General features: G+C 65.5%; 21 protein-coding genes. 13 read left to right on the forward strand and 8 right to left on the reverse strand.

What is annotated here, in order from left to right:
• Positions 1–9: 9 nt before the first annotated feature.
• On the forward strand, positions 10–789 hold the full coding sequence (locus G6N44_RS21035; RefSeq protein WP_163667140.1) for an SDR family oxidoreductase: 780 nt from the start codon (positions 10–12) through the stop codon (positions 787–789).
• 11 nt (positions 790–800) lie between these two features.
• Positions 801–1,706, forward strand: coding sequence for an SDR family oxidoreductase (locus tag G6N44_RS21040; protein WP_163667143.1), 906 nt, complete (start codon positions 801–803; stop codon positions 1,704–1,706).
• Between the two features lie 73 nt (positions 1,707–1,779).
• Here G6N44_RS21040 and G6N44_RS21045 read toward each other — a convergent pair whose 3' ends face one another.
• The 5 genes from G6N44_RS21045 to G6N44_RS21065 all read right to left on the reverse strand — a co-directional run bounded on the left by G6N44_RS21045 (position 1,780) and on the right by G6N44_RS21065 (position 7,130).
• Positions 1,780–3,174, reverse strand: coding sequence for a histidine phosphatase family protein (locus G6N44_RS21045; RefSeq protein WP_235682829.1), 1,395 nt, complete (start codon positions 3,172–3,174; stop codon positions 1,780–1,782).
• A gap of 332 nt (positions 3,175–3,506) precedes the next feature.
• On the reverse strand, positions 3,507–4,913 hold the full coding sequence (locus tag G6N44_RS21050; RefSeq protein WP_163667149.1) for a histidine phosphatase family protein: 1,407 nt from the start codon (positions 4,911–4,913) through the stop codon (positions 3,507–3,509).
• A 201-nt stretch (positions 4,914–5,114) separates the two neighbouring features.
• Entirely contained in the window at positions 5,115–5,594 is a 480-nt protein-coding gene (locus G6N44_RS21055) for a nitroreductase family deazaflavin-dependent oxidoreductase (protein WP_163667152.1), read from the reverse strand.
• Positions 5,595–5,604: 10 nt separating this feature from the next.
• Positions 5,605–5,979 (reverse strand): DUF8021 domain-containing protein, encoded by a 375-nt coding sequence (locus tag G6N44_RS21060; protein WP_163667155.1) that lies wholly within the window; start codon positions 5,977–5,979, stop codon positions 5,605–5,607.
• Entirely contained in the window at positions 5,979–7,130 is a 1,152-nt protein-coding gene (locus tag G6N44_RS21065) for a steroid 3-ketoacyl-CoA thiolase (protein WP_163667158.1), read from the reverse strand. The genes G6N44_RS21060 and G6N44_RS21065 overlap by 1 nt, the downstream gene beginning before the upstream one ends.
• A gap of 166 nt (positions 7,131–7,296) precedes the next feature.
• Here G6N44_RS21065 and G6N44_RS21070 point away from each other — a divergent pair, with 166 nt between their 5' ends.
• The 8 genes from G6N44_RS21070 (at position 7,297) to G6N44_RS21105 (ending at position 15,404) form a co-directional block, all read left to right on the forward strand.
• Positions 7,297–8,571 carry a cytochrome P450 gene (locus G6N44_RS21070; RefSeq protein ID WP_163667162.1) on the forward strand — a complete coding sequence of 425 codons (1,275 nt, stop codon included), beginning with the start codon at positions 7,297–7,299 and terminating at the stop codon, positions 8,569–8,571.
• A 36-nt stretch (positions 8,572–8,607) separates the two neighbouring features.
• Positions 8,608–9,612: an acyl-CoA dehydrogenase family protein gene (locus G6N44_RS21075; protein ID WP_163667165.1), complete on the forward strand. Its 1,005-nt coding sequence runs from the start codon at positions 8,608–8,610 to the stop codon at positions 9,610–9,612.
• Positions 9,612–10,775, forward strand: a complete 1,164-nt coding sequence (gene fadE29, locus G6N44_RS21080; RefSeq protein WP_163667168.1) for an acyl-CoA dehydrogenase FadE29 — start codon at positions 9,612–9,614, stop codon at positions 10,773–10,775. The genes G6N44_RS21075 and fadE29 overlap by 1 nt, the downstream gene beginning before the upstream one ends.
• Before the next feature lie 85 nt (positions 10,776–10,860).
• Positions 10,861–11,829 carry a bifunctional MaoC family dehydratase N-terminal/OB-fold nucleic acid binding domain-containing protein gene (locus G6N44_RS21085; protein ID WP_179964425.1) on the forward strand — a complete coding sequence of 323 codons (969 nt, stop codon included), beginning with the start codon at positions 10,861–10,863 and terminating at the stop codon, positions 11,827–11,829.
• Positions 11,826–12,236 carry a MaoC family dehydratase gene (locus G6N44_RS21090; RefSeq protein WP_235682830.1) on the forward strand — a complete coding sequence of 137 codons (411 nt, stop codon included), beginning with the start codon at positions 11,826–11,828 and terminating at the stop codon, positions 12,234–12,236. The genes G6N44_RS21085 and G6N44_RS21090 overlap by 4 nt, the downstream gene beginning before the upstream one ends.
• Before the next feature lie 2 nt (positions 12,237–12,238).
• Complete coding sequence (locus G6N44_RS21095) at positions 12,239–13,393, forward strand: 17-hydroxy-3-oxo-4-pregnene-20-carboxyl-CoA lyase (RefSeq protein WP_179964596.1); 1,155 nt, start codon at positions 12,239–12,241, stop codon at positions 13,391–13,393.
• A 76-nt stretch (positions 13,394–13,469) separates the two neighbouring features.
• Entirely contained in the window at positions 13,470–14,579 is a 1,110-nt protein-coding gene (locus tag G6N44_RS21100) for a hypothetical protein (RefSeq protein ID WP_163667180.1), read from the forward strand.
• 27 nt (positions 14,580–14,606) lie between these two features.
• A complete protein-coding gene (locus tag G6N44_RS21105; RefSeq protein ID WP_163667183.1) occupies positions 14,607–15,404 on the forward strand; it encodes a hypothetical protein in 798 nt (265 codons plus the stop codon).
• A 221-nt stretch (positions 15,405–15,625) separates the two neighbouring features.
• On the opposite strand, the gene G6N44_RS21110 is transcribed toward G6N44_RS21105, so the two are convergent.
• The 3 genes from G6N44_RS21110 to kstD all read right to left on the reverse strand — a co-directional run bounded on the left by G6N44_RS21110 (position 15,626) and on the right by kstD (position 19,353).
• On the reverse strand, positions 15,626–16,468 hold the full coding sequence (locus G6N44_RS21110; protein ID WP_163667186.1) for a hypothetical protein: 843 nt from the start codon (positions 16,466–16,468) through the stop codon (positions 15,626–15,628).
• A gap of 337 nt (positions 16,469–16,805) precedes the next feature.
• Entirely contained in the window at positions 16,806–17,666 is an 861-nt protein-coding gene (locus G6N44_RS21115) for an enoyl-CoA hydratase ChsH3 (RefSeq protein ID WP_163667188.1), read from the reverse strand.
• A gap of 1 nt (position 17,667) precedes the next feature.
• Positions 17,668–19,353 (reverse strand): 3-oxosteroid 1-dehydrogenase, encoded by a 1,686-nt coding sequence (gene kstD / locus G6N44_RS21120; RefSeq protein WP_163667191.1) that lies wholly within the window; start codon positions 19,351–19,353, stop codon positions 17,668–17,670.
• A gap of 73 nt (positions 19,354–19,426) precedes the next feature.
• Between kstD and G6N44_RS21125 the strand changes: the two genes are divergently transcribed.
• The 3 genes from G6N44_RS21125 to dmpG are packed head-to-tail and all read left to right on the forward strand — an operon-like array spanning position 19,427 to position 22,190.
• Positions 19,427–20,212 (forward strand): 2-keto-4-pentenoate hydratase, encoded by a 786-nt coding sequence (locus G6N44_RS21125; RefSeq protein WP_163667193.1) that lies wholly within the window; start codon positions 19,427–19,429, stop codon positions 20,210–20,212.
• Positions 20,213–20,223: 11 nt separating this feature from the next.
• A complete protein-coding gene (locus tag G6N44_RS21130) occupies positions 20,224–21,141 on the forward strand; it encodes an acetaldehyde dehydrogenase (acetylating) (RefSeq protein WP_163667196.1) in 918 nt (305 codons plus the stop codon).
• Positions 21,138–22,190 (forward strand): 4-hydroxy-2-oxovalerate aldolase, encoded by a 1,053-nt coding sequence (dmpG, locus tag G6N44_RS21135; protein ID WP_163667199.1) that lies wholly within the window; start codon positions 21,138–21,140, stop codon positions 22,188–22,190. The genes G6N44_RS21130 and dmpG overlap by 4 nt, the downstream gene beginning before the upstream one ends.
• Positions 22,191–22,232 lie beyond the last annotated feature (42 nt).

Here is a 22,232-nt window from a genome sequence, read left to right on the forward strand (position 1 = left end):
GCTAGCACAGTGACCGATACGCCAGAAGCTGGTGCCATCAATTTGGGTTTGACCGGCAAGGTGGTCCTGGTGACCGGCGGGGTGCGCGGAGTCGGCGCTGGAATCAGCGCGGTTTTCGCCGGTCAGGGCGCCACCGTGGTGACCTGCGCACGCCGTCCGGTCGAGGGACTGCCCTACGAATTCCACAGCTGCGATATCCGCGATGACGACTCGGTGGCTGCCATGATCGACGCGGTCGTCGCCAAGCACGGCCGGCTGGATGTCGTGGTGAACAACGCGGGCGGCTCTCCCTACGTGCTCGCCGCGGATGCGTCGGCGAAGTTCAGCACCAAGATCATCGAGCTCAACCTGCTGGGCGCGCTGTCGGTGTCCACCCATGCCAATGCGGTGATGCAGAAGCAGGACACCGGCGGCGCGATCGTCAACATCTCCAGCGTGAGCGGACACCGCCCGACTCCGGGCACCGCGGCCTATGGCGCGGCCAAGGCCGGTATCGACAACCTGACCACCACACTGGCCGTCGAATGGGCGCCCAGGGTTCGGGTGAACTCCGTGGTGGTCGGCATGGTCGAGACCGAGCAGTCCGAGCTGTTCTACGGCGACGCCGAGTCGGTGGCCGCGGTGGCCGCCACCGTTCCGCTGGGCCGGCTGGCCAAACCTGCCGATATCGGTTGGGCCGCAGCATTTTTGGCCTCTGGCGCCGCGTCCTACATCAGTGGGGCGGCGCTGCAGGTGCATGGCGGTGGCGAACCGCCGAACTACCTCGACGCCTCAAGCGCCAACAAATAAGGAGAACAGCTATGGGATTGCTCGACGGCCGGGTGGTCATCGTGACGGGTGCCGGTGGCGGTATCGGACGTGAGCACGCGCTCGCGTTCGCCGCCGAAGGGGCCCGCGTCGTGGTCAACGACATCGGGGTCGGCTTGGATGGTTCGCCCGCCGGCGGCGGCAGCGCGGCGCAGAACGTGGTCGACGAGATCGTCGCCGCGGGAGGCGAAGCCGTCGCCAACGGTTCCAACGTCGCGGACTGGGCGCAGGCCGAAGCGCTGATCCAGAACGCCATAGATAGTTTTGGCGACCTTCACGTTCTCGTCAACAATGCCGGCATCGTGCGCGACCGGATGTTCGCCAACGCCACCGAAGAAGAATTCGACGCCGTCACCGCCGTGCACCTCAAGGGGCACTTCGCCACCATGAAGCATGCCGCCGCGTACTGGCGGGCCAAGTCCAAGGCCGGCGAGACCGTTGATGCGCGCATCATCAACACCAGCTCCGGCGCCGGTCTGCAGGGCAGCGTCGGCCAGGCCACCTACAGCGCCTCCAAGGCCGGTATCGCCGCGCTGACCCTGGTGGCCGCCGCCGAGATGGGCCGCTACGGCGTCACCGCGAATGCCATTGCGCCCTCGGCCCGGACCCGGATGACCGAGACGGTGTTCGCCGACATGATGGCCACCCAGGACGATGCCTTCGACGCCATGGCCGCCGAGAACATCTCCCCGCTGGTGGTGTGGCTGGGCAGCGTCGAGTCGCGTGACGTCACCGGCAAGACGTTCGAGATCGAGGGCGGCAAGATCCGCGTCGCCGAGGGTTGGGCGCACGGACCGCAGATCGACAAGGGCGCCAAGTGGGATCCCGCCGAGCTGGGCCCGGTCGTCACCGACCTGCTGGCCAAGGCCCGCCCCGCGGTTCCGGTCTACGGCGCCTGACCTTTTTCCCACGAGGACGCGCAAAGGCCCCCGAAATCCATGGATTTCGGGGGCCTGAGCGTTTTCTGACGGTTTAGGCGGCGTCCTTGTTGCTGGCGGTGTCGCTGCCGGCATCGCCCTTGTCACCGGCCGACTTGCTCGGCTGGCCGGTGGCCTTCTTGACGGCATCGCCGAACTTCTTGATCGACGACGACACCTGGTCCTGGGCATCCTCGACCGCGGTCTTGACCCGTTCGCCGTTTCGGCTGAGCGACTTCGTGACGCCCGGTACAGCCTTGTTGCCGTCGGACAGATTGGTCGCACCACGAGGCTTGACGATGTTGTCGACAGCGGCCTTGAGCTTCGCCTTCGCTCCGCTGTCGGCGACCGACGCAGCGGCCGCCGGTTCCTCTGCGGCTGAGACCTTTTCGTTCGATCCCGCAGGTGCGGACGCCGGAGATGCCTCCGGAGCCGATGCCTCCGGTGCCGACGCGAGACGACGCGAGACCACGTTGGTGTCAACCGCGGTCTTCATGTTCTCCACCTCGGTGGAGACCTTCTCCTGCAGTTGGTCGGTGGCGGTCTGCGCCGGGGGGAGGACCCGCTTGATGATCTGTGCGTTGATCGCCCGGTTGAACTTGATCACCGAGAAGGATGCGTCGGCCACACTGTGGCTGATCGCGGTCGCGATCTTCGTGATGTCGCCGGTCTGGAAGGCCGCCTTGACCTGATCAGAGGCGGCAGTCAACTGGCGCGACAACGTCCGAAGCTGAAGGCCTACCTCGTGCTCGAAGGTCGGTTCAGGGCTGAACTGCTGGCCGTTCCAGTTCACCAGGGTCCAGCCGTCCTCGTTGTTGCCCTCGATGACCACGTAATCGGTGTTATCCAACTGAGCGGACTGCAGCAGCTGGAGCTTCTCCATCACGGTGAGGTTTTTAACGTTCATCATCGTCCAGAACATGATGGTGCCGCCGTGCGAGAACACCACGGCATTTCGATCGCCGTTGTCGTAAATGGTCTGCAGCGCACCGTCGACCCTCGCGTCGAACGAGTACCCGTTCTCGGTGGTGCCCGGCATGAAGGTGCCCTTGTTGAAATACTCCACCGGAATCTGGGGGATGACACCCGGGAAGGTCCACCCGATCGGGTACAGCCCGTATCCGCTCTGAGCCCCGGACTCCGGCGTGCCCTCGAAGACGCCGGCCGGGATCTCCTGGATGCCGGGTAGCACCTGGATCGGCATGCCCAGGTACTGCGACATGGGCGCCGCGGTCAGCTGGGTCCGCACCATCGTCGACGCATAGATGCCATCGTAGTTGTTGTCGCCCAGCTTGGCGGCGATGTCACGGGCCTGCTGCTGGCCCTTCTCGGTGAGCACCGGACCGGGTGTCGTCGTGTCGATCAGGCCGGAGGCGTTGCCCGCCGACTCGCCGTGACGGATGAACGTCACGCGCATGACCTCGGCGGCATGGGCGACGGGCATCGCCATGCAAAACGCGAGGAATGCCAGGGCGACACCCCCTAGAAGGCTTCGATATCGTGACGCCGGCGCGCCATCCCCGCGGCGATTCATGTGCTTCCTCCATCGTGGATGTACGGATTTCACGCGACCTGCCGGTGAGGGTTCGCTGACCGGCCAGATGAATTGTCTGACTGTTCGCTGTTAAGGCGAGCAGTTATCCCATCGTGCGGGAAGGAATTTGACAGGAGTCCTGCCTCTGCTACCCGCCGGATCGATGGAGTGCAGATACGGGTCAGTCCCCCTCCTCGGGCGAGGAGGGGGACCGACCCGGTTGGTATTACGTTGCGCTACTACCTATTTCACGCGGCGTCCTTGGCCTTCTGCTTGGGCTTGCTGTCGTCGGACTTGTCCGCCTTGCCGGCCTTGGCGGCGCTGGTGAGCTTCTTGACGGTCTCGCGGGCTTGCCTGGCTGAGGACTCGACCTCGCCCCGCACGTCGTTCGCGGCACGGTTAACCCGGTCGCGAACCGCGGAGACAGCCTTACCCGGCTCGGCCTTGTTGCCATCGGTCAACTTGGTGGCGCCGTTTGTCGTGCGGGCCGTGGTGATCGTGGCCTTGACCGAATCGGCGGTCGTCTCGACCTCCGCCTTGGTGTCGTCGGCGAGTTCGGCCACTGCCGGGGCGCTGCTCGCGTTGACGGTCTTCTGGGTGCTGAGCTTCGATACCTGCGACGTCGACTGGCCGATCGAACCGGGGATGCCGGTGATCGCGTTGACGGTGTCGGTCACCGAGTCCGTGACGAACTTGACCCCGGCCTGCGCGACATCCTGGACACCCTGCGCCCCGGTGGTGACGATGCCCTCGGCGTCGAGCGACAAGACCGGGATGCGCATGTTGTAGACGGCCTTCTGCGGCGCGACGATCAGATCTCGGACGTTGACGAACATCTGGGTGGGGTAGTTGGCTGCTCCGACCTCTTCGCCGGCCCATTCCTTGAGGGTCCAACTGCCGTCGGCATTCTTCTCCACGACGACCGTGTCGGTGTTGTTCAACTGATGCTGCGCGAACAGCATCAGGTTCGGGTTGTCGACGTTCATCATCGTCCACATCATGATGGTGGCGCCGTGAGAGAACACCGCGGCGTCGACCTCGCCGTCACCATTGGTGTCCGTGGTGCCTGACTCCACGTCGGCGAGTGCATTCGTCACGCGCTCGTTGAACTCCAGGCCGTTCTCACCGCCGGGGACCGAGACGAACTGCAGGCCCATGGTCCACGCCAACGGCGCGAGGATGTAGCCGATGCGGCCGATGCCGTCACCTTCGGGGACGCCCTCGAAGATGCCGGCACTGATCTCCTGCACGCCGGAGTTCCGCTGCGGGTTGTCCGGGTCGAACGCACCCAGGATCGTGACCGGCAACCCGCGCTTGGCGGCGAACGGCGCCGCGGTCTCCTGGGTGCGAATCATGGTCGAGGCGTAGAGCGCGTCGTACTTGGTGCACTGCGCGGTCGGGCACTGAGCATTGGCCCAGTCCAGCGCCTGCTGTTGGCCGGTCACGCCGCCGTTCTGGTTCACCTGGTCATTGGTCAGGTGCGGTCCCGGGGTACTGGTGTCGATGTAACCGGACGCATTGCCCTGCGACTCGGCGTGCCGGATGAACGTCACGGTCATCGCGGCGGCAGGCAGGGTGGCTGCGGCGAACAAAGAACACGCCGTCAGGGTGGTTGCGGCGGCACCAGCAGCCCGGCGTCGCGTGGGTCGTTGCATCGGGTCTCCATCGGTTCACGAGTGTGTGGCTTGCCGCTCACCTAACATTCACTGTGTGCGGGCTCACAGAACATAATTCAGAATCTGTTCACTCGTCAATTCTGCTACCGCGAGTTGCGTAACTGGTGTTTCCCGCATATCCGCACAACAGACAGCGCCCCCGGACAATGTCGGGGGGCGCAGTCTGCGGTCAGGGGGTGCTCAGGCCGGGTCGCAGATCACGATCGGGATCTTGCGGTCGGTGTAGGACCGGTAGTTCACGAAGTCGGCATACATGGCGTCCAGCTTGGGCCAGTACACGTCGCGCTCGGCGTCGGTGGCGTCGCGTGCGGTGAGCTCCAGCGTCTGACGCTTGGTCTGGAACCTCACCCGGGGATTGGCCACCAGGTTCAGGTACCACATCGGATTGGTGGCCCGCCCGCCCTGCGAGGCGACCAGCACGATGCGCTCGTCCTCCTGCAGGAAAAGCAGCGGGCTGTCGCGTTCCTCGCCCGACTTGCGCCCGATCGTGGTCAAGATGCCGACCTCGGCGCCGCGCAGGAACTTGTCACCGAACCGCCCGCCCGTCTTCTTGAAGATCCAGGTCTGGGCGCGTGACATCCACTTGATTGCAGTGCCGGTCGATTTCGCGTTGAGCCGTTCGACCTGTTTGGCGTTGAGCGGGCGAGGGGTGTTGGCCATGCGATGGACCTTAACGGCTGAGGAACGGGGTCAGCGACGCGCGGATGTGATGGATCTTTCCGTCCGACGCGGGGATCAGGAACGTCTCGTCGACGTGCGAGCAGACCCGCCATCCGAACAGCCGTGGCTTGGTCAGCACGTCGAACTTGGCGCGGATGTTGTCGCCGTCGACGCTGAACTCCGGCTCCGTCGTCTTCTCGATCAACTTGAACTGCGGGCCGTTGTTCAGGCTGCGGCGCAGGTGATCTCCGGAACGACCGGTCTTCAGCCCCATCTCGATACGGATGCAGTCCGGGGTGAACGGCACGTCGTCGGCCTGGTGGGTGACCAGCGCATCGATGTAGGACTGTGCGGCAGCGATCCGGTCCGCGTCCGAGACCGGCACTAGATGCGCTCGATGATCGTGCCGGTCGACAGCGCGCCGCCGGCGCACATGGTGATCAGTGCCGTGCTCTTATCGCTGCGCTCCAACTCGTGCAACGCCGTGGTGATCAGCCGGGCGCCGGTCGATCCGACCGGGTGGCCCAGGGCGATGGCGCCGCCGTTGACGTTCACCTTGTCCATGTCGGCACCGTGCACCTGGGCCCAGGACAGCACCACCGAGGCGAACGCCTCGTTGATCTCGACCAGGTCGATGTCGCCCATCTTCATCCCGGCCTTCTCGAGGACCTTCGCGGTGGACTGCACCGGGCCGTCGAGGTGGTAGTAGGTCTCGGCGCCGACGTTGGCCTGGCTGATGATCCGGGCGCGCGGCTTGAGGCCGAGCGCCTTCGCCTTATCCTCGTCCATCCACAGCACCGCGGCGGCGCCGTCGGAGATCTGCGAGGACGTACCGGCGGTGTGGATACCCCCTTCGATGACGGGCTTCAGCGAGGCCAGGCCCTCGACGGTGGTATCGCGCAGGCCCTGGTCGCGGCTGACCGTGTTCCAGTCGGCGGTCGGCTGCTTGTTCTCGTCGATGACCGGCGCGTCGATCGGCGAGATCTCCCGGTCGAAACGGCCTTCGGCCCAGGCCTGCTTGGCCTTGGCCTGCGAAGCGAAGCCGAGCGCGTCGACGTCAGCGCGGGTGATGCCACGGCGCTTGGCGATGCGCTCGGCGGCCTCGAACTGGTTGGGCAGGTCGATGTCCCAGGACGCGGCGCGGGCGCCGCCGCCGTTGGCGCCCAGCCCGACCCGGCTCATCGCCTCGATGCCGCAGGCGATGCCGATGTCGATGGCACCGGTGGCGATCAGCCCGGCAATCAGATGGTTGGCCTGCTGGGCGCTGCCGCACTGGCAGTCGACGGTGGTGGCGCCGACGTGTTCGGGCAGTCCGGCAACCAGCCAGGACTGCCGCGTGACATTGTTGCCCTGCTCGCCGAACTGGGTGACGCAGCCGCCGATGAGTTGCTCGACGCTTCCGGCGTCGATCCCGGCCTTCTCGATGAGGGCCTTCTGGACGGCCCCGAGGAGCTCGGTGGCGTGCAGGCCGGACAACCAGCCGTTGCGTTTGCCGATGGGGCTGCGGGTGGCTTCGACGATGACAGGGTTACCCATGAAGTCAGGCTAGAACACGTTTCATTACTCTGACAAGCGCGGATATAACACTGCCTTTGATCTGCGGTCAAGCCGTGTTTCAATGGTCTCAATTGGTACTAGACCACGTTGTTTCAAGCACTGCTGGCCACGTGTACAGCGTGCTACAGACACTAGGAGTAGACACATGGGCTGCCCGAACATCCCCAATGATTTCGACTTCCTCGATTCCGAGCGCAACCTCAAGGGCCTGCCGATCAAGGAACTCGCCGAGCTCCGTAAGGCCGAGCCGGTCCGCTGGGTCGATGTGCCCGGTGGCACCGGAGGCTTCGGTGACAAGGGCTACTGGCTCGTCACCCGTCACGAGGATGTCAAGGACGTCTCGCTGCGCAGCGACGTGTTCTCCAGCTCGATGAACGGCGCGATCCCGGTCTGGCCCCAGGAGATGACCCGCGAGGCCGTCGACCTGCAGCGCGCCGTCCTGCTCAACATGGACGCACCGCACCACACCCGGCTGCGCAAGATCATCTCCCGTGGTTTCACCCCGCGCGCACTCTCGCGGCTTGAGGACGAGCTGAATTCGCGTGCCCAGGCGATCGCCAAGGCCGCCGCGGCGATGGACACCGGCGACTTCGTCGAGCAGGTGTCCTGTGAGCTGCCGCTGCAGGCCATCGCCGAACTGCTCGGCGTGCCCCAGGACGACCGCGACAAGCTGTTCCGCTGGTCCAACGAGATGACCGCCGGCGACGATCCCGAGTACGCCGATATCGATCCGGCGATGTCCTCGTTCGAACTCATCTCGTATGCCATGAAGATGGCCGAGGAGCGGGGCAAGAACCCGACCGACGACATCGTCACCAAGCTGATCGAGGCCGACATCGACGGCGAGAAGCTGTCCGACGACGAGTTCGGCTTCTTCGTCATCATGCTGGCCGTGGCGGGCAACGAGACCAGCCGCAACTCGATCACCCACGGCATGATCGCCTTCTCCCAGAACCCTGAGCAATGGGAGCTGTTCAAGAAGGAGCGGCCCAAGACCGCTGTCGACGAGATCATCCGGTGGGCCACCCCGGTGTCGGCCTTCCAGCGCACCGCCAGCGAGGACACCGAGATCGCCGGTGTGAAGATCAAGGCCGGCGAGCGAGTGGTGATGTCCTACCGCTCGGCGAACTTCGACGAGACCGTGTTCGACGATCCGTTTACCTTCGACATCCTTCGCGATCCCAACCCGCATGTCGGCTTCGGCGGCACCGGGGCGCACTATTGCATCGGTGCCAACCTGGCCCGCCTGACGATCAACCTGATCTTCAACGCGATCGCCGATCACATGCCCGACCTCAAGCCGATCGGGGAGCCCGAGCGGCTGAAGTCGGGCTGGCTCAACGGCATCAAGCACTGGCCGGTGGACTTCACCGGCGAATGCCCGGTTGCTCACGCCGGCGAGCCGGCAAATCAGGCCTGAGTCCGCTGATCACCTAACGAATCAAGGAGGATTCGGGTGGATTTCACACCGAACCCGGAGCAGCAGGCTGTCGCCGACGTGGTGACGTCTGTGTTGGAGCGTGACAACACTTGGGACGCACTGGTTTCCGGTGGCGTCGCGGCGCTGGGAGTGCCGGAGCGACTCGGCGGTGACGGTCTGGGACTGCCCGAGCTGTCCACCGCGCTGACCGAGATCGGCCGGCACGGCACGACCGGCCCGGCATTGGCCACGGTGGGCCTCGGCCTGGTGTCGCTGCTCGACCTGGCCACCGACGCCCAGCAGGATCGGTACCTGTCCGGTGTCGCCACGGGTGCGGTGCTTTCGGCGGCACTCAACGAGCCCGGGCAGTCGCTCCCCGAGCGGCCCGCAGTCAACTATGCCGACGGCAAGCTCAACGGCACCAAGATCGGCGTGCCCTACGCCGAGGCCGCGCAGTGGTTGGTGGTGACCGCCGACAACGCGGTGCTGGTGGTCTCGCCTGCAGCCGACGGTGTGACCGTCACCAAGACTCCGACCTCCAATGCTTCCGATGAGTACGTGGTCACGTTCGCCGACGTCACGGTCGACGCCGCCGATGTGCTCGACGGCGCGACCGCGCACCGCGTCAACCAGCTGGCACTGGCCGCCACCGGGGCGTTCGCGGCCGGCCTGGTGGCCGGCGCACTGCGGCTGACCGCCGACTATGTGGCCACCCGTGAGCAGTTCGGCCGTCCGCTCTCGACCTTCCAGACGGTGGCCGCACAGCTGTCCGAGGTCTACATCGCTTCGCGGACGATCTCTTTGCTGTCCACGTCGGTCCTGTGGCGGCTGTCGGAGGGCCTCGACGCCGATGAGGACCTGGGCATCCTGGGCTACTGGCTCACCTCGCAGGCCGCACCGGCCATGCGGCTCTGCCATCACCTGCACGGCGGTATGGGTATGGACATCACCTACCCGATGGACCGCTACTACTCCTCGATCAAGGATCTGACCCGCTTGCTGGGTGGTCCGTCGCATCGCCTCGATTTGGTGGGAGCGTAATGTTCATCGACCTGACAGCTGAGCAGCGCTCGCTGCAAGCCGAACTGCGGGAATACTTCTCGACCCTCATCACGCCCGAAGAGGCCGAGGCGATGGAGTCTGACCGGCACAACGAGGCCTACCGCACGGTGATCAAGCGGATGGGCAGTGACGGCAAGCTCGGTGTGGGCTGGCCCAAGGAGTACGGCGGCCTGGGCTTCGGTCCGGTCGAACAGCAGATCTTCATCAACGAGGCCAACCGCGCCGACATCCCGTTGCCGATGGTCACGTTGCAGACCGTGGGCCCGACCCTGCAGGCACTCGGCACCGCGGAACAGAAGAAGAAGTTCCTTCCCGGAATCCTCGCCGGTGAAGTACATTTCGCGATCGGCTACTCGGAGCCCGAAGCGGGCACCGACCTGGCCTCGCTGCGCACCACCGCCGTCCGGCATGGTGACGAATACATCGTGAACGGTCAGAAGATGTGGACCACCGGTGCGCATGACGCCGACTACATCTGGCTGGCCTGTCGCACCGATCCCGAAGCTGCCAAGCACAAGGGCATCTCGATCCTGATCGTCGACACCAAGGATCCCGGCTACTCCTGGACCCCGATCATCCTGTCCGACGGGGCACATCACACCAATGCGTCGTACTACAACGATGTGCACGTGCCTGCCGACATGCTCGTCGGTGAGGAGAACGGTGGCTGGAAGCTCATCACCACCCAGCTCAACCACGAACGTGTCGGCCTCGGTCCGGCCGGTCGTGTCGCGGGCATCTACGACCAGGTGCACGCCTGGGCGTCCAAGCCCGGTTCGGACGGTGTCACGCCGATCGAGCAGGACGACGTGAAACGCCTTCTGGGGCAGATCAAGTCGATCTGGCGGATCAACGAGCTGCTCAACTGGCAGGTCGCGGCATCCGGCGAGACCATCGCCGTGGCCGACGCGGCTGCCACCAAGGTCTTCTCCACAGAGCGAATCCAGGAAGTCAGTCGCCTGGCCGAGGAGATCGTCGGCAAGTACGGCAACCCGGCCGACCCGGAGACCGCCGACCTGCTGGTCTGGCTGGACAAGATGGCCAAGCGCAACCTGGTGATCACCTTCGGCGGTGGAGTCAACGAGGTGATGCGCGAGATGATCGCCGCGTCGGGTCTGAAAGTGCCCAGGGTGCCTCGGTGATTGTGGGTATCGCCGAGTGTGAACTCGATGGCGAAGAATTGACTGAATCTCGCGAACAACTTCACTTTCGACGAGGAGGGTGCAGGTGAGCGATCTGCAGGCCGGGATCGACCAGATCATCGCGTCCGGGACGAGCGAACCGACGGTGGCCCGGGATCCGGTGAATCAGCCGATGATTCACCACTGGACCGATGCGATCGGCGACAAGAACCCGATCTATGTCGACGCGGAGGCGGCAAGAGCTGCAGGACATCCCGGCATCGTGGCGCCGCCGGCGATGATCCAGGTGTGGACGATGATGGGCCTGGGCCGCACCCGGTCCGACGACGATCCGCTGGGCCGTGCGATGAAGTTGTTCGACGACGCCGGGTATGTGGGCGTCGTGGCCACCAACTGCGACCAGACTTATCACCGCTACCTCGAGCCCGGCGAGCAGGTGGTGATGACCGCTGAGATCGTCGGCATCGTCGGACCCAAGCAGACTGCGCTGGGTGAGGGCTACTTCATCAATCAGAAGATCACTTGGCATGTCGGGGACGAAGAAGTCGCCGAGATGGACTGGCGCATCATGAAGTTCCTCCCGGCCGGCAAGCAGGCTGAGCAGAGCTCTGCCGAAACCGCAGTCATCCCAGAGGATCTCGATCCGGACAAGCTGATGCGGCCGTCCTCGTCGCGGGATACCAAGTTCTTCTGGGACGGCGTCAACGCCCACGAACTTCGAATCCAGCGTCGCCCCGACGGCACGTTGCAGCACCCACCGGTGCCCGCGGTGTGGGCCGACAAAGAGGCACCTGCCGACTATCTCGTCGCCTCGGGCAAGGGCACTGTGTTCAGCTATGTCGTGCACCATGCGCCGAAGGTGCCCGGTCGCAGCCTGCCGTTCGTGATCGCCCTCGTGGAACTCGAGGAAGGCGTCCGGATGCTCGGCGAGTTGCGGGGTATCGACGCCGATCAGGTGAAGATCGGAATGCCGGTCACCGCAACCTATATCGACTTCCCGGACAGTGAGATCAGTCCGGCTTGGACGCTGTACGCATGGGAGCCGCAAGCATGAGCGTGACTGTTTCCGACGTCCGAGTGGGCACGGCACTCCCCGAACTCAAGATCTACGGCGACCCGACGTTCATCGTCTCCACCGCCATCGCGACGCGCGACTACCAGGATGTGCACCACGACCGGGACCTGGCCCAGGCCAAGGGTTCCAAGGACATCTTCGTCAACATCCTCACCGACACCGGACTGGTCGGCCGGTACGTGACCGACTGGGCGGGTCCCAACGCCATCATCAAATCGATCAAGCTCCGCCTCGGAGTGCCCTGGTACGCCTACGACACGATCACCTTCACCGGTGAGGTCACCGAGATCGAGGGCGACCTGGTGAGCCTGAAAGTGGTGGGCAGCAACAGCCTCGGTAACCACGTCATCGCCACGTCCACCCTCACGTTGGGAGGCGCACAGTGAGCCTGTCCGGTAAAGCCGCGATCGCCGGCATCGGCGCCACCGACTTCTCCAAGAACTCCGGCCGCAGTGAGCTGAGGCTGGCCGCCGAGGCCGTGCTCGACGCACTCGACGACGCGGGCCTCAAGCCGTCTGACGTCGACGGTCTGGTGACGTTCACGATGGACTCCAACCTGGAGACCGCCGTGGCGCGGTCGACCGGGATCGGGGACCTGAAGTTCTTCAGCCAGATCGGCTACGGCGGCGGTGCCGCCGCTGCGACCGTCCAGCAGGCGGCTCTCGCCGTCGCTACCGGTGTCGCGGAAGTCGTTGTGGCTTACCGGGCTTTCAACGAGCGCTCGGAGTTCCGGTTCGGCCAGGTGATGACCGGCCTGACCGTCAACGCCGACTCGCGCGGCGTCGAGTACAGCTGGTCCTACCCGCACGGGTTGAGCACCCCGGCCGCGTCGGTGGCCATGATCGCTCAGCGCTACATGCACGAATACGGCGCCACGAGTGCCGATTTCGGCGCCGTCTCGGTGGCCGACCGCAAGCACGCCGCGACCAACCCGAAGGCATTCTTCTACGGCAAGCCCATCACCATCGAGGATCACCAGAACTCGCGGTGGATCGCCGAGCCGCTGCGGTTGCTGGACTGCTGCCAGGAGAGCGACGGCGGCGTGGCCATCGTGGTCACCACGCCCGAGCGGGCCAAGGATCTCAAGCACCGGCCGGCGGTCATCGAGGCCGCCGCCCAGGGGGCAGGCACCGACCAGTTCACGATGTACTCGTATTACCGCGACGAGCTCGGTCTTCCCGAGATGGGTCTGGTCGGCCGCCAGCTCTGGCAGCAGAGCGGCCTGTCGCCCGACGACATCCAGACCGCGATCCTCTACGACCACTTCACCCCGTACACGCTGATCCAGCTAGAGGAGCTCGGCTTCTGCGGCAAGGGTGAGGCCAAGGACTTCGTTGCCAACGGTGCCATCGAGCTCGGTGGCCGGCTCCCGATCAACACTCACGGTGGTCAGCTCGGTGAGGCCTATATCCACGGGATGAACGGAATCGCCGAGGGCGTGCGTCAATTGCGGGGTACCTCGGTCAACCAGGTCGACGGCGTCGAGCACGTGTTGATCACCGCGGGCACCGGCGTACCGACCTCCGGATTGATCCTCGGATAAAGGTGCATCGACCCCCCTGCGCGACACGGTAATGTTCGCTCCGGATGTGCATCACGCGTAGAAGGGGGGCCGCGGCATGGGTGTGGAACGCGACAGTAGCCCGTACGGGTCGCAGACATTGCTCGGACCGGGTTGGCCGAGTGTCGACGAGGAGCAGTTGACTGCGGCAGCGACGTCGTATCAGAAGATCGCCGCCAAGATCAGTGGCACCGTCGTTCCGCAACAGACCAGCCAGCTTTCGAAGCTGCAGGGTACGTGGGAAGGTGGCGCATCGTTGGCTGCCTCGGGTGAGGCGACCACGATGATCGGTGGTCACGAGGCCAATGGCCTACAGGCGCAGGCCATCTCCACGGCGTTGATGAAAATGGCTGCGACCGTGGCGGAGACCAAGACGATCGTGAATGCGGCCGCCCAAGAGGTTCAGCACGAAGTGGAGATCATCCAAGCAGCGGGGGCGTTCTTCGGAAACGCGCAGCAACTGATCGAGAGCCGGGTCAAGGCGGGGTTGGCGCAGAACACCGCGACGGTCTCGGCTGCCTCCGCGCAGATGGCGGACAGCCTGAGCACGATTGCCAACCTTCCGCAGGTCGGCACCCCGCCGACGGCCCAGGCGCAGCAGGCTGCCGAAAAGGGTGCCGATTCGATGATGCAGCTGATCAGCCAGCTGCCACAGATGCTCGGCCAGATCCCGCAGATGGCCGGCCAGATCCCGCAGCAGCTCTCCCAACCGCTACAGCAGTTGTCGCAGCCCCTGCAGCAGCTGACCTCGATGTTGGGTTCGGGCGGCAAGGGCACGGGTGGTGGGGCCAGTCCGTTCTCGGCGTTCTCGAACCATCCGGCAGCCGGCGGCTCCGGTCCCAGCGGTGGTGCAGGCATGGTCAAGGCCGCGGGTCTGCCAGGGGGCTCGGGTGGCGGCAGCCCGCAGACGCCGTTGCTGGCCAAGATGGTGGGCGGTGGCAGTACCGCACCGGTCTCGGTCGATCCCGGTGCCAGCGCCGCCGTGGTCGGCGGTGTCGCTCCGGTGGCAGCGGCCAATGCGGCGGGCGGCGGCATGGGCGGCGGCATGGGCATGATGGGCGGCGGCCAACGGGGCGGTGGCGGCGGAGGCACCGCGACCGGGCTGGCGGTCCCGGCTCCTTTGGAACACGACACGGGGGATGGTGACGATGACTATGACGATTGGTGATCGGTCTCGACGAGAAGGGGGTAACCGGTGAATTCACCGATGTCGATGGGCGGGATGCTCAACTGGGATCCCGCGTCGTTGACCCTCCCCGACATGCCGTCGATTCAGCCCGGTGAGGATGCGATGAGCATGACCATCGCCGGGATCGTGCCTACCCTGGCGGCCTCGCTGAGCACGAATGTGACGGCGTTGTCGGCCAAGGAAAACATGTTCAACGCCAAGCTTTCGGATGCCCAGGGCGCTTACGAGAAGGCCGACGAGTCCGGTGGTCAGGGTGTCGGTCAGCTCAGCCAGATGATGGGCCAACTTGGGCAGATGGGCCAGATGGCCAGTGCGCCCACCCAGGCCATGGGGCAGATGGGCGGACAGTTCGGTTCCTTGATGGAGCCGCTGATGAAAGCCATGGAGGGCGCCAAGGGCGGCGGCTCGGAGAACGGCGGCGGGCCAGGTGCCGGTCAGGCCGGTGGTCCGGGTGGTCCCGGTGGCCCGAATCCGCAGCAGCAGCAGGCCGAACGCGAGGCCGAGCTCAACGATCGGGACAAGCAGCAGGACGATCGCGAGACGGCGCAGAACGATCGCGACGCTGCGCAGGATCACCGTGAAGCCGGCCTGGATGCGCGGGAGTCGCAGATGAGCGCCCCATCGGGTGGGGCGGCGTCGGCGGCTCCGCATTCGTCGCCTCCGGTGCAGCACTCGGCACCGCCCGCTTCGTCCGCACCGCCTGCCGCTGCACCCGCCCCGAGTCAGCCGGCTCCCGGCCCGGTTCCGGTGGCACCGGAGGCCCCGCGCCATTCCGGCGGGGACGATCTGTGGAAGCGGATGTAGCTGTATTGCGCACGAAGAACGCCCGTCGGTGTGAACCGGCGCCCGCTGCGCGTTCTCGGGGGGTCGTGCCCGGTCCCGTCCGCGCCACGCTCCGGCATCCAATGTCACGCCAGAGTGGCTGCCGAGCCCGACAGTCACGCCAGAGTGACACGGGGCTTGGTCGCCTCTAGCGGCGGGCATCCAATGTCACGCCAGAGTGGCCGCCGAGCGCGCCAGCCACGCTAGTGGGACACTCGGCAGGCGCGCGCGGCATTGACGCGGCGCAGGATGTCGGCTTTGCGTTGACCGGCGGCGATCCGCACGTTGATCCAGCCCTGCCGCTGGATGCGCTCTGCCCGCCGCAGATCCCAGTTGTACCTCCAGCTGCTCGCTCGGTGCTCTTCGCCGTCGTACTCGGCGGCGACTTTGATGTCCTCCCAGCCCATGTCGAGATACGCAAATGGATCGCCTGGGCCGTCGTAAACCGGGATCTGGGTCTGCGGTCGAGGCAGGCCGCCATCGATGAGTATCAGCCGCAGCCACGTTTCCTGGGGTGATTGCCCACCGCCGTCCATCAAATCCAAGGCTGTGCGGGCGCGCTGAATTCCTCGACGCCGGGCGTATCGCTGTATCAACAGCTCTACGTCGGCAGCTTTGACGTCGGTTGCGCGGGCCAGCGCAAGCGCAGACACTGCGTCGTCGCGCGGATACCAACTACCGATATCTAGCGCGGTGCGGGCGACGGAGGTGACCGGAATCTCGTCGACCCAGATGATCTCGTCGTCTGAGATCTCTTCGGTCCGAACATGCAGGCCCGCAAGAGGATTGCGGTTGGAATGGATCATTTCCAGCGGGGCTTCGGCGTCAACCCATTGCGCGCCGTGAACAGCTGCTGCCGAGTTTCCGGCCACGATCCCGCGGCGTCGAGACCACAACCAGCCGGCCTTGGCTCGCACAAGCGGTGTGAGTTCGGTGCCCGGGCTTACGTACACGTCCCGGAATACCCTCGTGTATCTGGTGCGGAGTGCGCTCTTGCGTAGTTCGCCGTTGGCCACGGCTGCACTGCCGACGAATGGATCCCCCATGGCGAGAAAGTCTGCAGCGCAATGCCATATCCGTCACGTCGGTTATCCACAGGCGCTGGCGTGACACTCGTTGTCCACAGCCACGCTGCGGTGAAAGATGACGGCGCGCAGGGTCTGTGCTATCGGCGTTGGTGCCAACCGCCAGGCACTCACTTCGTCACGCCAGAGTGGCCGTCGACGTCGGAAGCCACTCTGGCGTGACAAAGCCAGGAGCCGCCAAAGCAATTGCCGCCCAATAGCCCCCCAATGCAACGCTGGAGTGGCCGTCGAGGTCGACAGCCACTCCAGCGTGACAAAGCGGGTGGTGAAAAGCAGGTAGAGCGGGTGCAGAAGTAGGTCAGGCCGGGACTAGCTCCACCCCGGACAGCACGACGGCGTTGTCGCGGCTCGGTGCCGTGAGCACGCCGATGAACTTGCCGTCTTCCTTCCAGATGTTGGCCTGCAGCGTCTCACCGGGGAACACCACGCCGGCGAACCGGGCGCCGTAGGAAGCCACCTGGGAGACGTCGCCGTCGAGCAGGTTGTCGACGATGGCCTTGCAGCCGATGCCGTAGGTGCACAGCCCGTGCAGGATCGGCCGGTCGAAACCGGCGGCCTTGGCGAAGGCTGGGTCGGAGTGCAGCGGGTTGCGGTCTCCGCACAGTCGGTACAGCAGCGCCTGCTGCGGCAGCGTCGGCAACGAGATCTCGATGTCGGGGGCGCGATCGGGCAGTTCGGACGAGGTGGCCGGGCCGCGCTCGCCGCCGAAACCGCCTTCGCCACGGGCGAAGATCGACCGCTTGGTGGTCCACAGGACTTTGCCGGATTCATCGGTCACCGTGGTTTCGCTGACGATGACGGCGGCCTTGCCCTTGTCCCAGATCTCGGTGAAGCGCTGCTTGGACGACGCAGTGCCACTCGTCGGGATCGGGCCGGGCACGCTGACCGCTTCACTGGCGTGCAGGACCTTGGACAGCTCGATGTCGATGCCGGGGAACTGCACCGTCGGCGCCTCGGTCATGTGGAAGCTGACGCCGACGTTGCCGAAGGTCGGGAGCACCTGGGGAGTGTTGTCGGTCAGGTAGCGCAGTTCGCGCTCATCCATCGGATCGGCGCCGGCACCCAGGCCGAGGTGGTACAGCTGGATGTCGCTACTGGTCCAGGAGAATTCGATGGGCTCCAGGTCAGCGGCGAGTGCCTTTTCGACATCGATTGGCATATCAGCCCTTTCCAGCCGCAGCGATATCGAGCGCCGCGAGGTATCCGAAGGTCATGGCGGGACCAATGGTGCCGCCCGGGCCGGGGTAGGTGTGACCCATCACCGGTGAGCTGACGTTACCTGCGGCATAGAGACCCTCGATCACGGAGTCGTCGTCGCGCAGCACCCGGCCGACGAGGTCGGTGCGGACACCGCCCTTGGTACCCAGGTCACCCGGCACCATCTTGGCCGCGTAGAACGGGCCGTGCTTGATCTCACCGAGGTTGGGGTTGGGCTTGTTCGTCGGATCGCCGTAGTAGCGGTCGTAGGCGCTCTCGCCGCGGTGGAAGTCCTCATCCACCCCCGAACGGGCGAAGCCGTTGAACCGGTCGATGGTCGCGCCGAACGCGTCGACGGGCAGCCCGGTCTTGGCGGCCAGCTCCTCGAGGGTGTCGGCCTTGACGATGACGCCGGATTCCAGCCACTTCTTCGGAATGCGCTGTCCAGGTTGCAGACCCGCGAAGATGAAGCGGTCGCGGTACTGCTGGTCGAAGATGAGCCAGGCCGGGATGTTCTCGCCGGGGCCCGCGCCCTGGCCGTATTCGCCGCCGTACATGTGGTGGCAGGCCTCGACATAGGGCATCGACTCGTTCATGAACCGCTTGCCGGCCATGTTGACGATGATCGAGCCGGGAGAGTTGCGCTCGGACAGGGCGAACCACGGTGAATCAACCAGTGGGACCGTCGGGCCCCACCACGAATCCTCCATGAATTCGAGTGCAGCGCCCTGCTTTTCGGCAGCCAGGATGCCGTCGCCGGTGTTGGCCACCGCGCCCACTGTCCACTCGGTGGTGATCGGTGCGCGCTGGTACTTCACCCGCATCTGCTCGTTGTGCTCGAATCCGCCCGAGCCCAGGATCACGCCGCGGCGCGCCCGGATCAGTTGCGGTTCAGCGGAAGGGTCGCGGGGATCGACGACGTAGACGCCGCGGACGACGCCGTCCTCGACGTAGAGATCGGTCAGCGCGGTGTTCAACTCGACCGGGACGCCGGCCTGCTGCAGGCCGATGCGCAGCGGGGCGATCAGCGCACGGCCCATGCCGACCAGGTTCTTGCCGGTGGCGTTGGCCCAGACGGAGCGGACGCCGACCTTGAGGCTGCGCAGCACGCCGCGGGGATGACGCTTGAGCTGGTTGAGCCGGACATAGTCCTGCTGCATGACCACCATGTTCATCGGCACCTTGCCGTAGGGCGGCTCCAGCCCCTTCTCGTCAACACCGAGCTTCTTGGCGTTGAACGGCTTGGGCTCCACCGAGCGGCCGGTGGGCTTGCCGCCCGGCGTCTCGGGGTAGTAGTCGGAGTACCCGGGTACCCAGCACAGCTTGAGTGGAGAGTTCTTCAGGACGAACGACAGCATCTCCGGCGAGCGGTCGAGGTAGGTGTCGATCTTCTCTGCGGGCACCACGTCGCCGATGATTTTGTGCAGGTAGGTGCGGGCGGCCTCGGGAGTGTCTTTGACGCCGTCACGCTTGAGAATCTCGTTGTTCGGGATCCACACCCCACCACCTGACCGCGCAGTGGAACCTCCATAGTGCGGCGCCTTCTCGACGACTACTGTCGAGAGGCCGTTATGGGCTGCGGTGAGGGCGGCGACCATGCCGGCAGCGCCGCTGCCGACCACGACAACGTCGTACTCCTGTCCAGTCATGTAGAACACGTTATAGAATTGACCGGCAATCCAACAACCGCCCCGGTCAAAGAAGTGAGGGGAATTCACCAGAATGCTTAGTGACGTGGTACGAGCCCAGTTGGCCGCCGACCTGGCCGAGGCCGAGCGCAGCCGGGTACCGATGACCCCGTTGACCGACGGCAATCCCGACATCGATGTGGTTGATGCCTATGAGATCCAGCTGATCAACATCCGTCAGCGGGTCGCCGAGGGCGCCCGCATCGTCGGCCACAAGGTCGGACTGTCCAGCAAGGCGATGCAGGACATGATGGGTGTCGACGAGCCGGACTACGGCCACCTCCTCGACGAGATGCAGATCCACGAGGACAAGCCGGTCAAGTCGTCGAACTACCTGTACCCGCGTGTTGAGGTGGAGCTCGCGTTCATTCTGGCCCACGACCTGCCGGGAGCGGGTTGCACCGAGGAAGACGTGCTCGCCGCCACGGCCGCCCTCGCGCCGGCGATCGAGTTGATCGACACCCGCATCACCAACTGGCAGATCAAGTTGTGCGACACGATCGCCGACAACGCCAGCAGTGCCGGATGGGTGCTCGGGGAGGCGCGGGTCTCGCCCAAGGACATCGAGGTCAGCAATATCGACGCAGTGTTGACCAACCGGGGTGAGTTCGTAGCCCAGGGGAACAGTGAGGCGGTGCTGGGCAATCCGGTCACCGCGGTGGCCTGGCTGGCCCGCAAGGTGGAGAGCTTCGGGGTGCGGTTGGAGGCCGGTGACATCGTGTTGCCGGGGGCGTTCATGCGTGCGATAGATGCACCTCCGGGCAGCGATTTCGTCGCTGAGTTCGCCGGGTTAGGTTCAGTAAGACTGAGTTTCGAATAAGGAGCCGCGCTATGGCTGATAAAGCATCAGTTGCCATCGTCGGGTCGGGCAACATCAGCACCGACCTGCTGTACAAGTTGCTGCGTTCGGAGTGGCTCGAGCCGCGCTGGATGATCGGCATCGATCCAGAGTCCGAGGGTCTGGCCCGCGCCCGCAAGCTGGGTTTGGAGACCAGCCATGAGGGTGTGGACTGGCTGCTCGCCCTGGACGAGAAGCCGGACATGGTGTTCGAGGCCACCAGTGCCTACGTGCACCGGGACGCTGCGCCGCGCTACGTCGAGGCCGGCATCCGGGCGATCGACCTGACCCCGGCCGCCGTCGGCCCCGGCGTGATCCCGCCGGCCAACCTGCGCGCGCACCTCGACGCCCCCAACGTCAACATGGTCACCTGCGGTGGCCAGGCCACCATCCCGATGGTGTACGCGGTGAGCCGCGTGGTGGACGTGCCCTACGCCGAGATCGTGGCTTCGGTGTCGTCGGCTTCGGCCGGTCCGGGCACTCGCGCCAACATCGACGAGTTCACCAAGACCACCAGCGCCGGTGTGCGCGACATCGGTGGGGCCCGCGACGGCAAGGCGATCATCATCCTCAACCCGGCCGAGCCGCCGATGATCATGCGCGACACGATCTTCTGCGCCATCCCGGAGGATGCCGACCACGCGGCCATCACCGCCTCGATCAAGGAGGTGGTGGCCGAGGTGCAGACCTATGTGCCGGGCTACCGCCTGCTCAACGAACCGCAGTTCGACGAGCCGTCGGTGGTCAACGGCGGACAACACCTGGTCACGATCTTCGTGGAGGTGGAGGGTGCGGGTGACTACCTGCCGCCCTACGCTGGAAATCTGGACATCATGACCGCGGCCGCCACCAAGGTCGGCGAGGAAATCGCGAAAGAGTCGCTGGCGGTCTCGGGAGGTGCGCAAGCATGAGTGACATTTTCTTCAACCCGGTGTGGGACGTCCGGATGACCGACACGTCGTTGCGTGACGGGTCGCACCACAAGCGGCACCAGTTCACCAAGGACGAGGTCGGCGCCATCGTCGCCGCGCTGGACAACGCCGGTGTTCCGGTCATCGAGGTGACCCACGGTGATGGTCTGGGCGGATCGAGCTTCAACTACGGGTTCTCCAAGACCCCGGAGCAGGAGCTGATCAAGCTGGCCGCCGAGACGGCCAAGGAAGCCAAGATCGCCTTCCTGATGCTGCCCGGCGTGGGTACCAAGGAAGACATCAAGGAAGCCCAGAACAACGGTGGCTCGATTTGCCGCATCGCGACCCACTGCACCGAGGCCGACGTCTCGATCCAGCACTTCGGGCTGGCCCGTGAGCTGGGCCTGGAGACCGTCGGCTTCCTGATGATGAGCCACACCATCGCCCCGGAGAAACTGGCCAAGCAGGCCCGCATCATGGCCGATGCCGGCTGCCAGTGCGTGTACGTCGTCGACTCCGCGGGCGCGTTGGTGCTCGAGGGAGTGGCCGATCGGGTTTCGGCGCTGGTCGCCGAGCTCGGTGACGACGCGCAGGTGGGCTTCCACGGCCACGAGAATCTCGGGCTGGGTGTCGCCAACTCGATCGAGGCCGTGCGCGCCGGGGCCAAGCAGATCGACGGCTCCTGCCGCCGGTTCGGCGCCGGGGCGGGCAACGCGCCGGTTGAGGCGCTGGTCGGGGTGTTCGACAAGATCGGCGTCAAGACCGGCATCGACTTCTTCGACATCGCCGACGCCGCCGAAGAGGTTGTTGCCCCGGCGATGCCGGCGGAGTGCCTGCTGGACCGCAACGCCCTGGTGATGGGGTATGCGGGGGTGTACTCCAGCTTCCTCAAGCACGCGGTGCGCCAGGGCGAACGCTACGGGGTGCCCGCCCACGAGCTGTTGCTCCGGGTGGGCCAGCGCAAGCTGATCGGTGGTCAGGAAGACCAGCTGATCGACATCGCACTCGAGATCAAGCGCGAACAGGAAGCTGCAGCGGCCAAGGCCTGACTTCGTCAGAAACACCGCCGCGCTGGGCCTTCCGGGATCGGA

It is taken from the genome of Mycolicibacterium alvei, from assembly GCF_010727325.1.
Taxonomy (GTDB): Bacteria; Actinomycetota; Actinomycetes; order Mycobacteriales; family Mycobacteriaceae; genus Mycobacterium; species Mycobacterium alvei.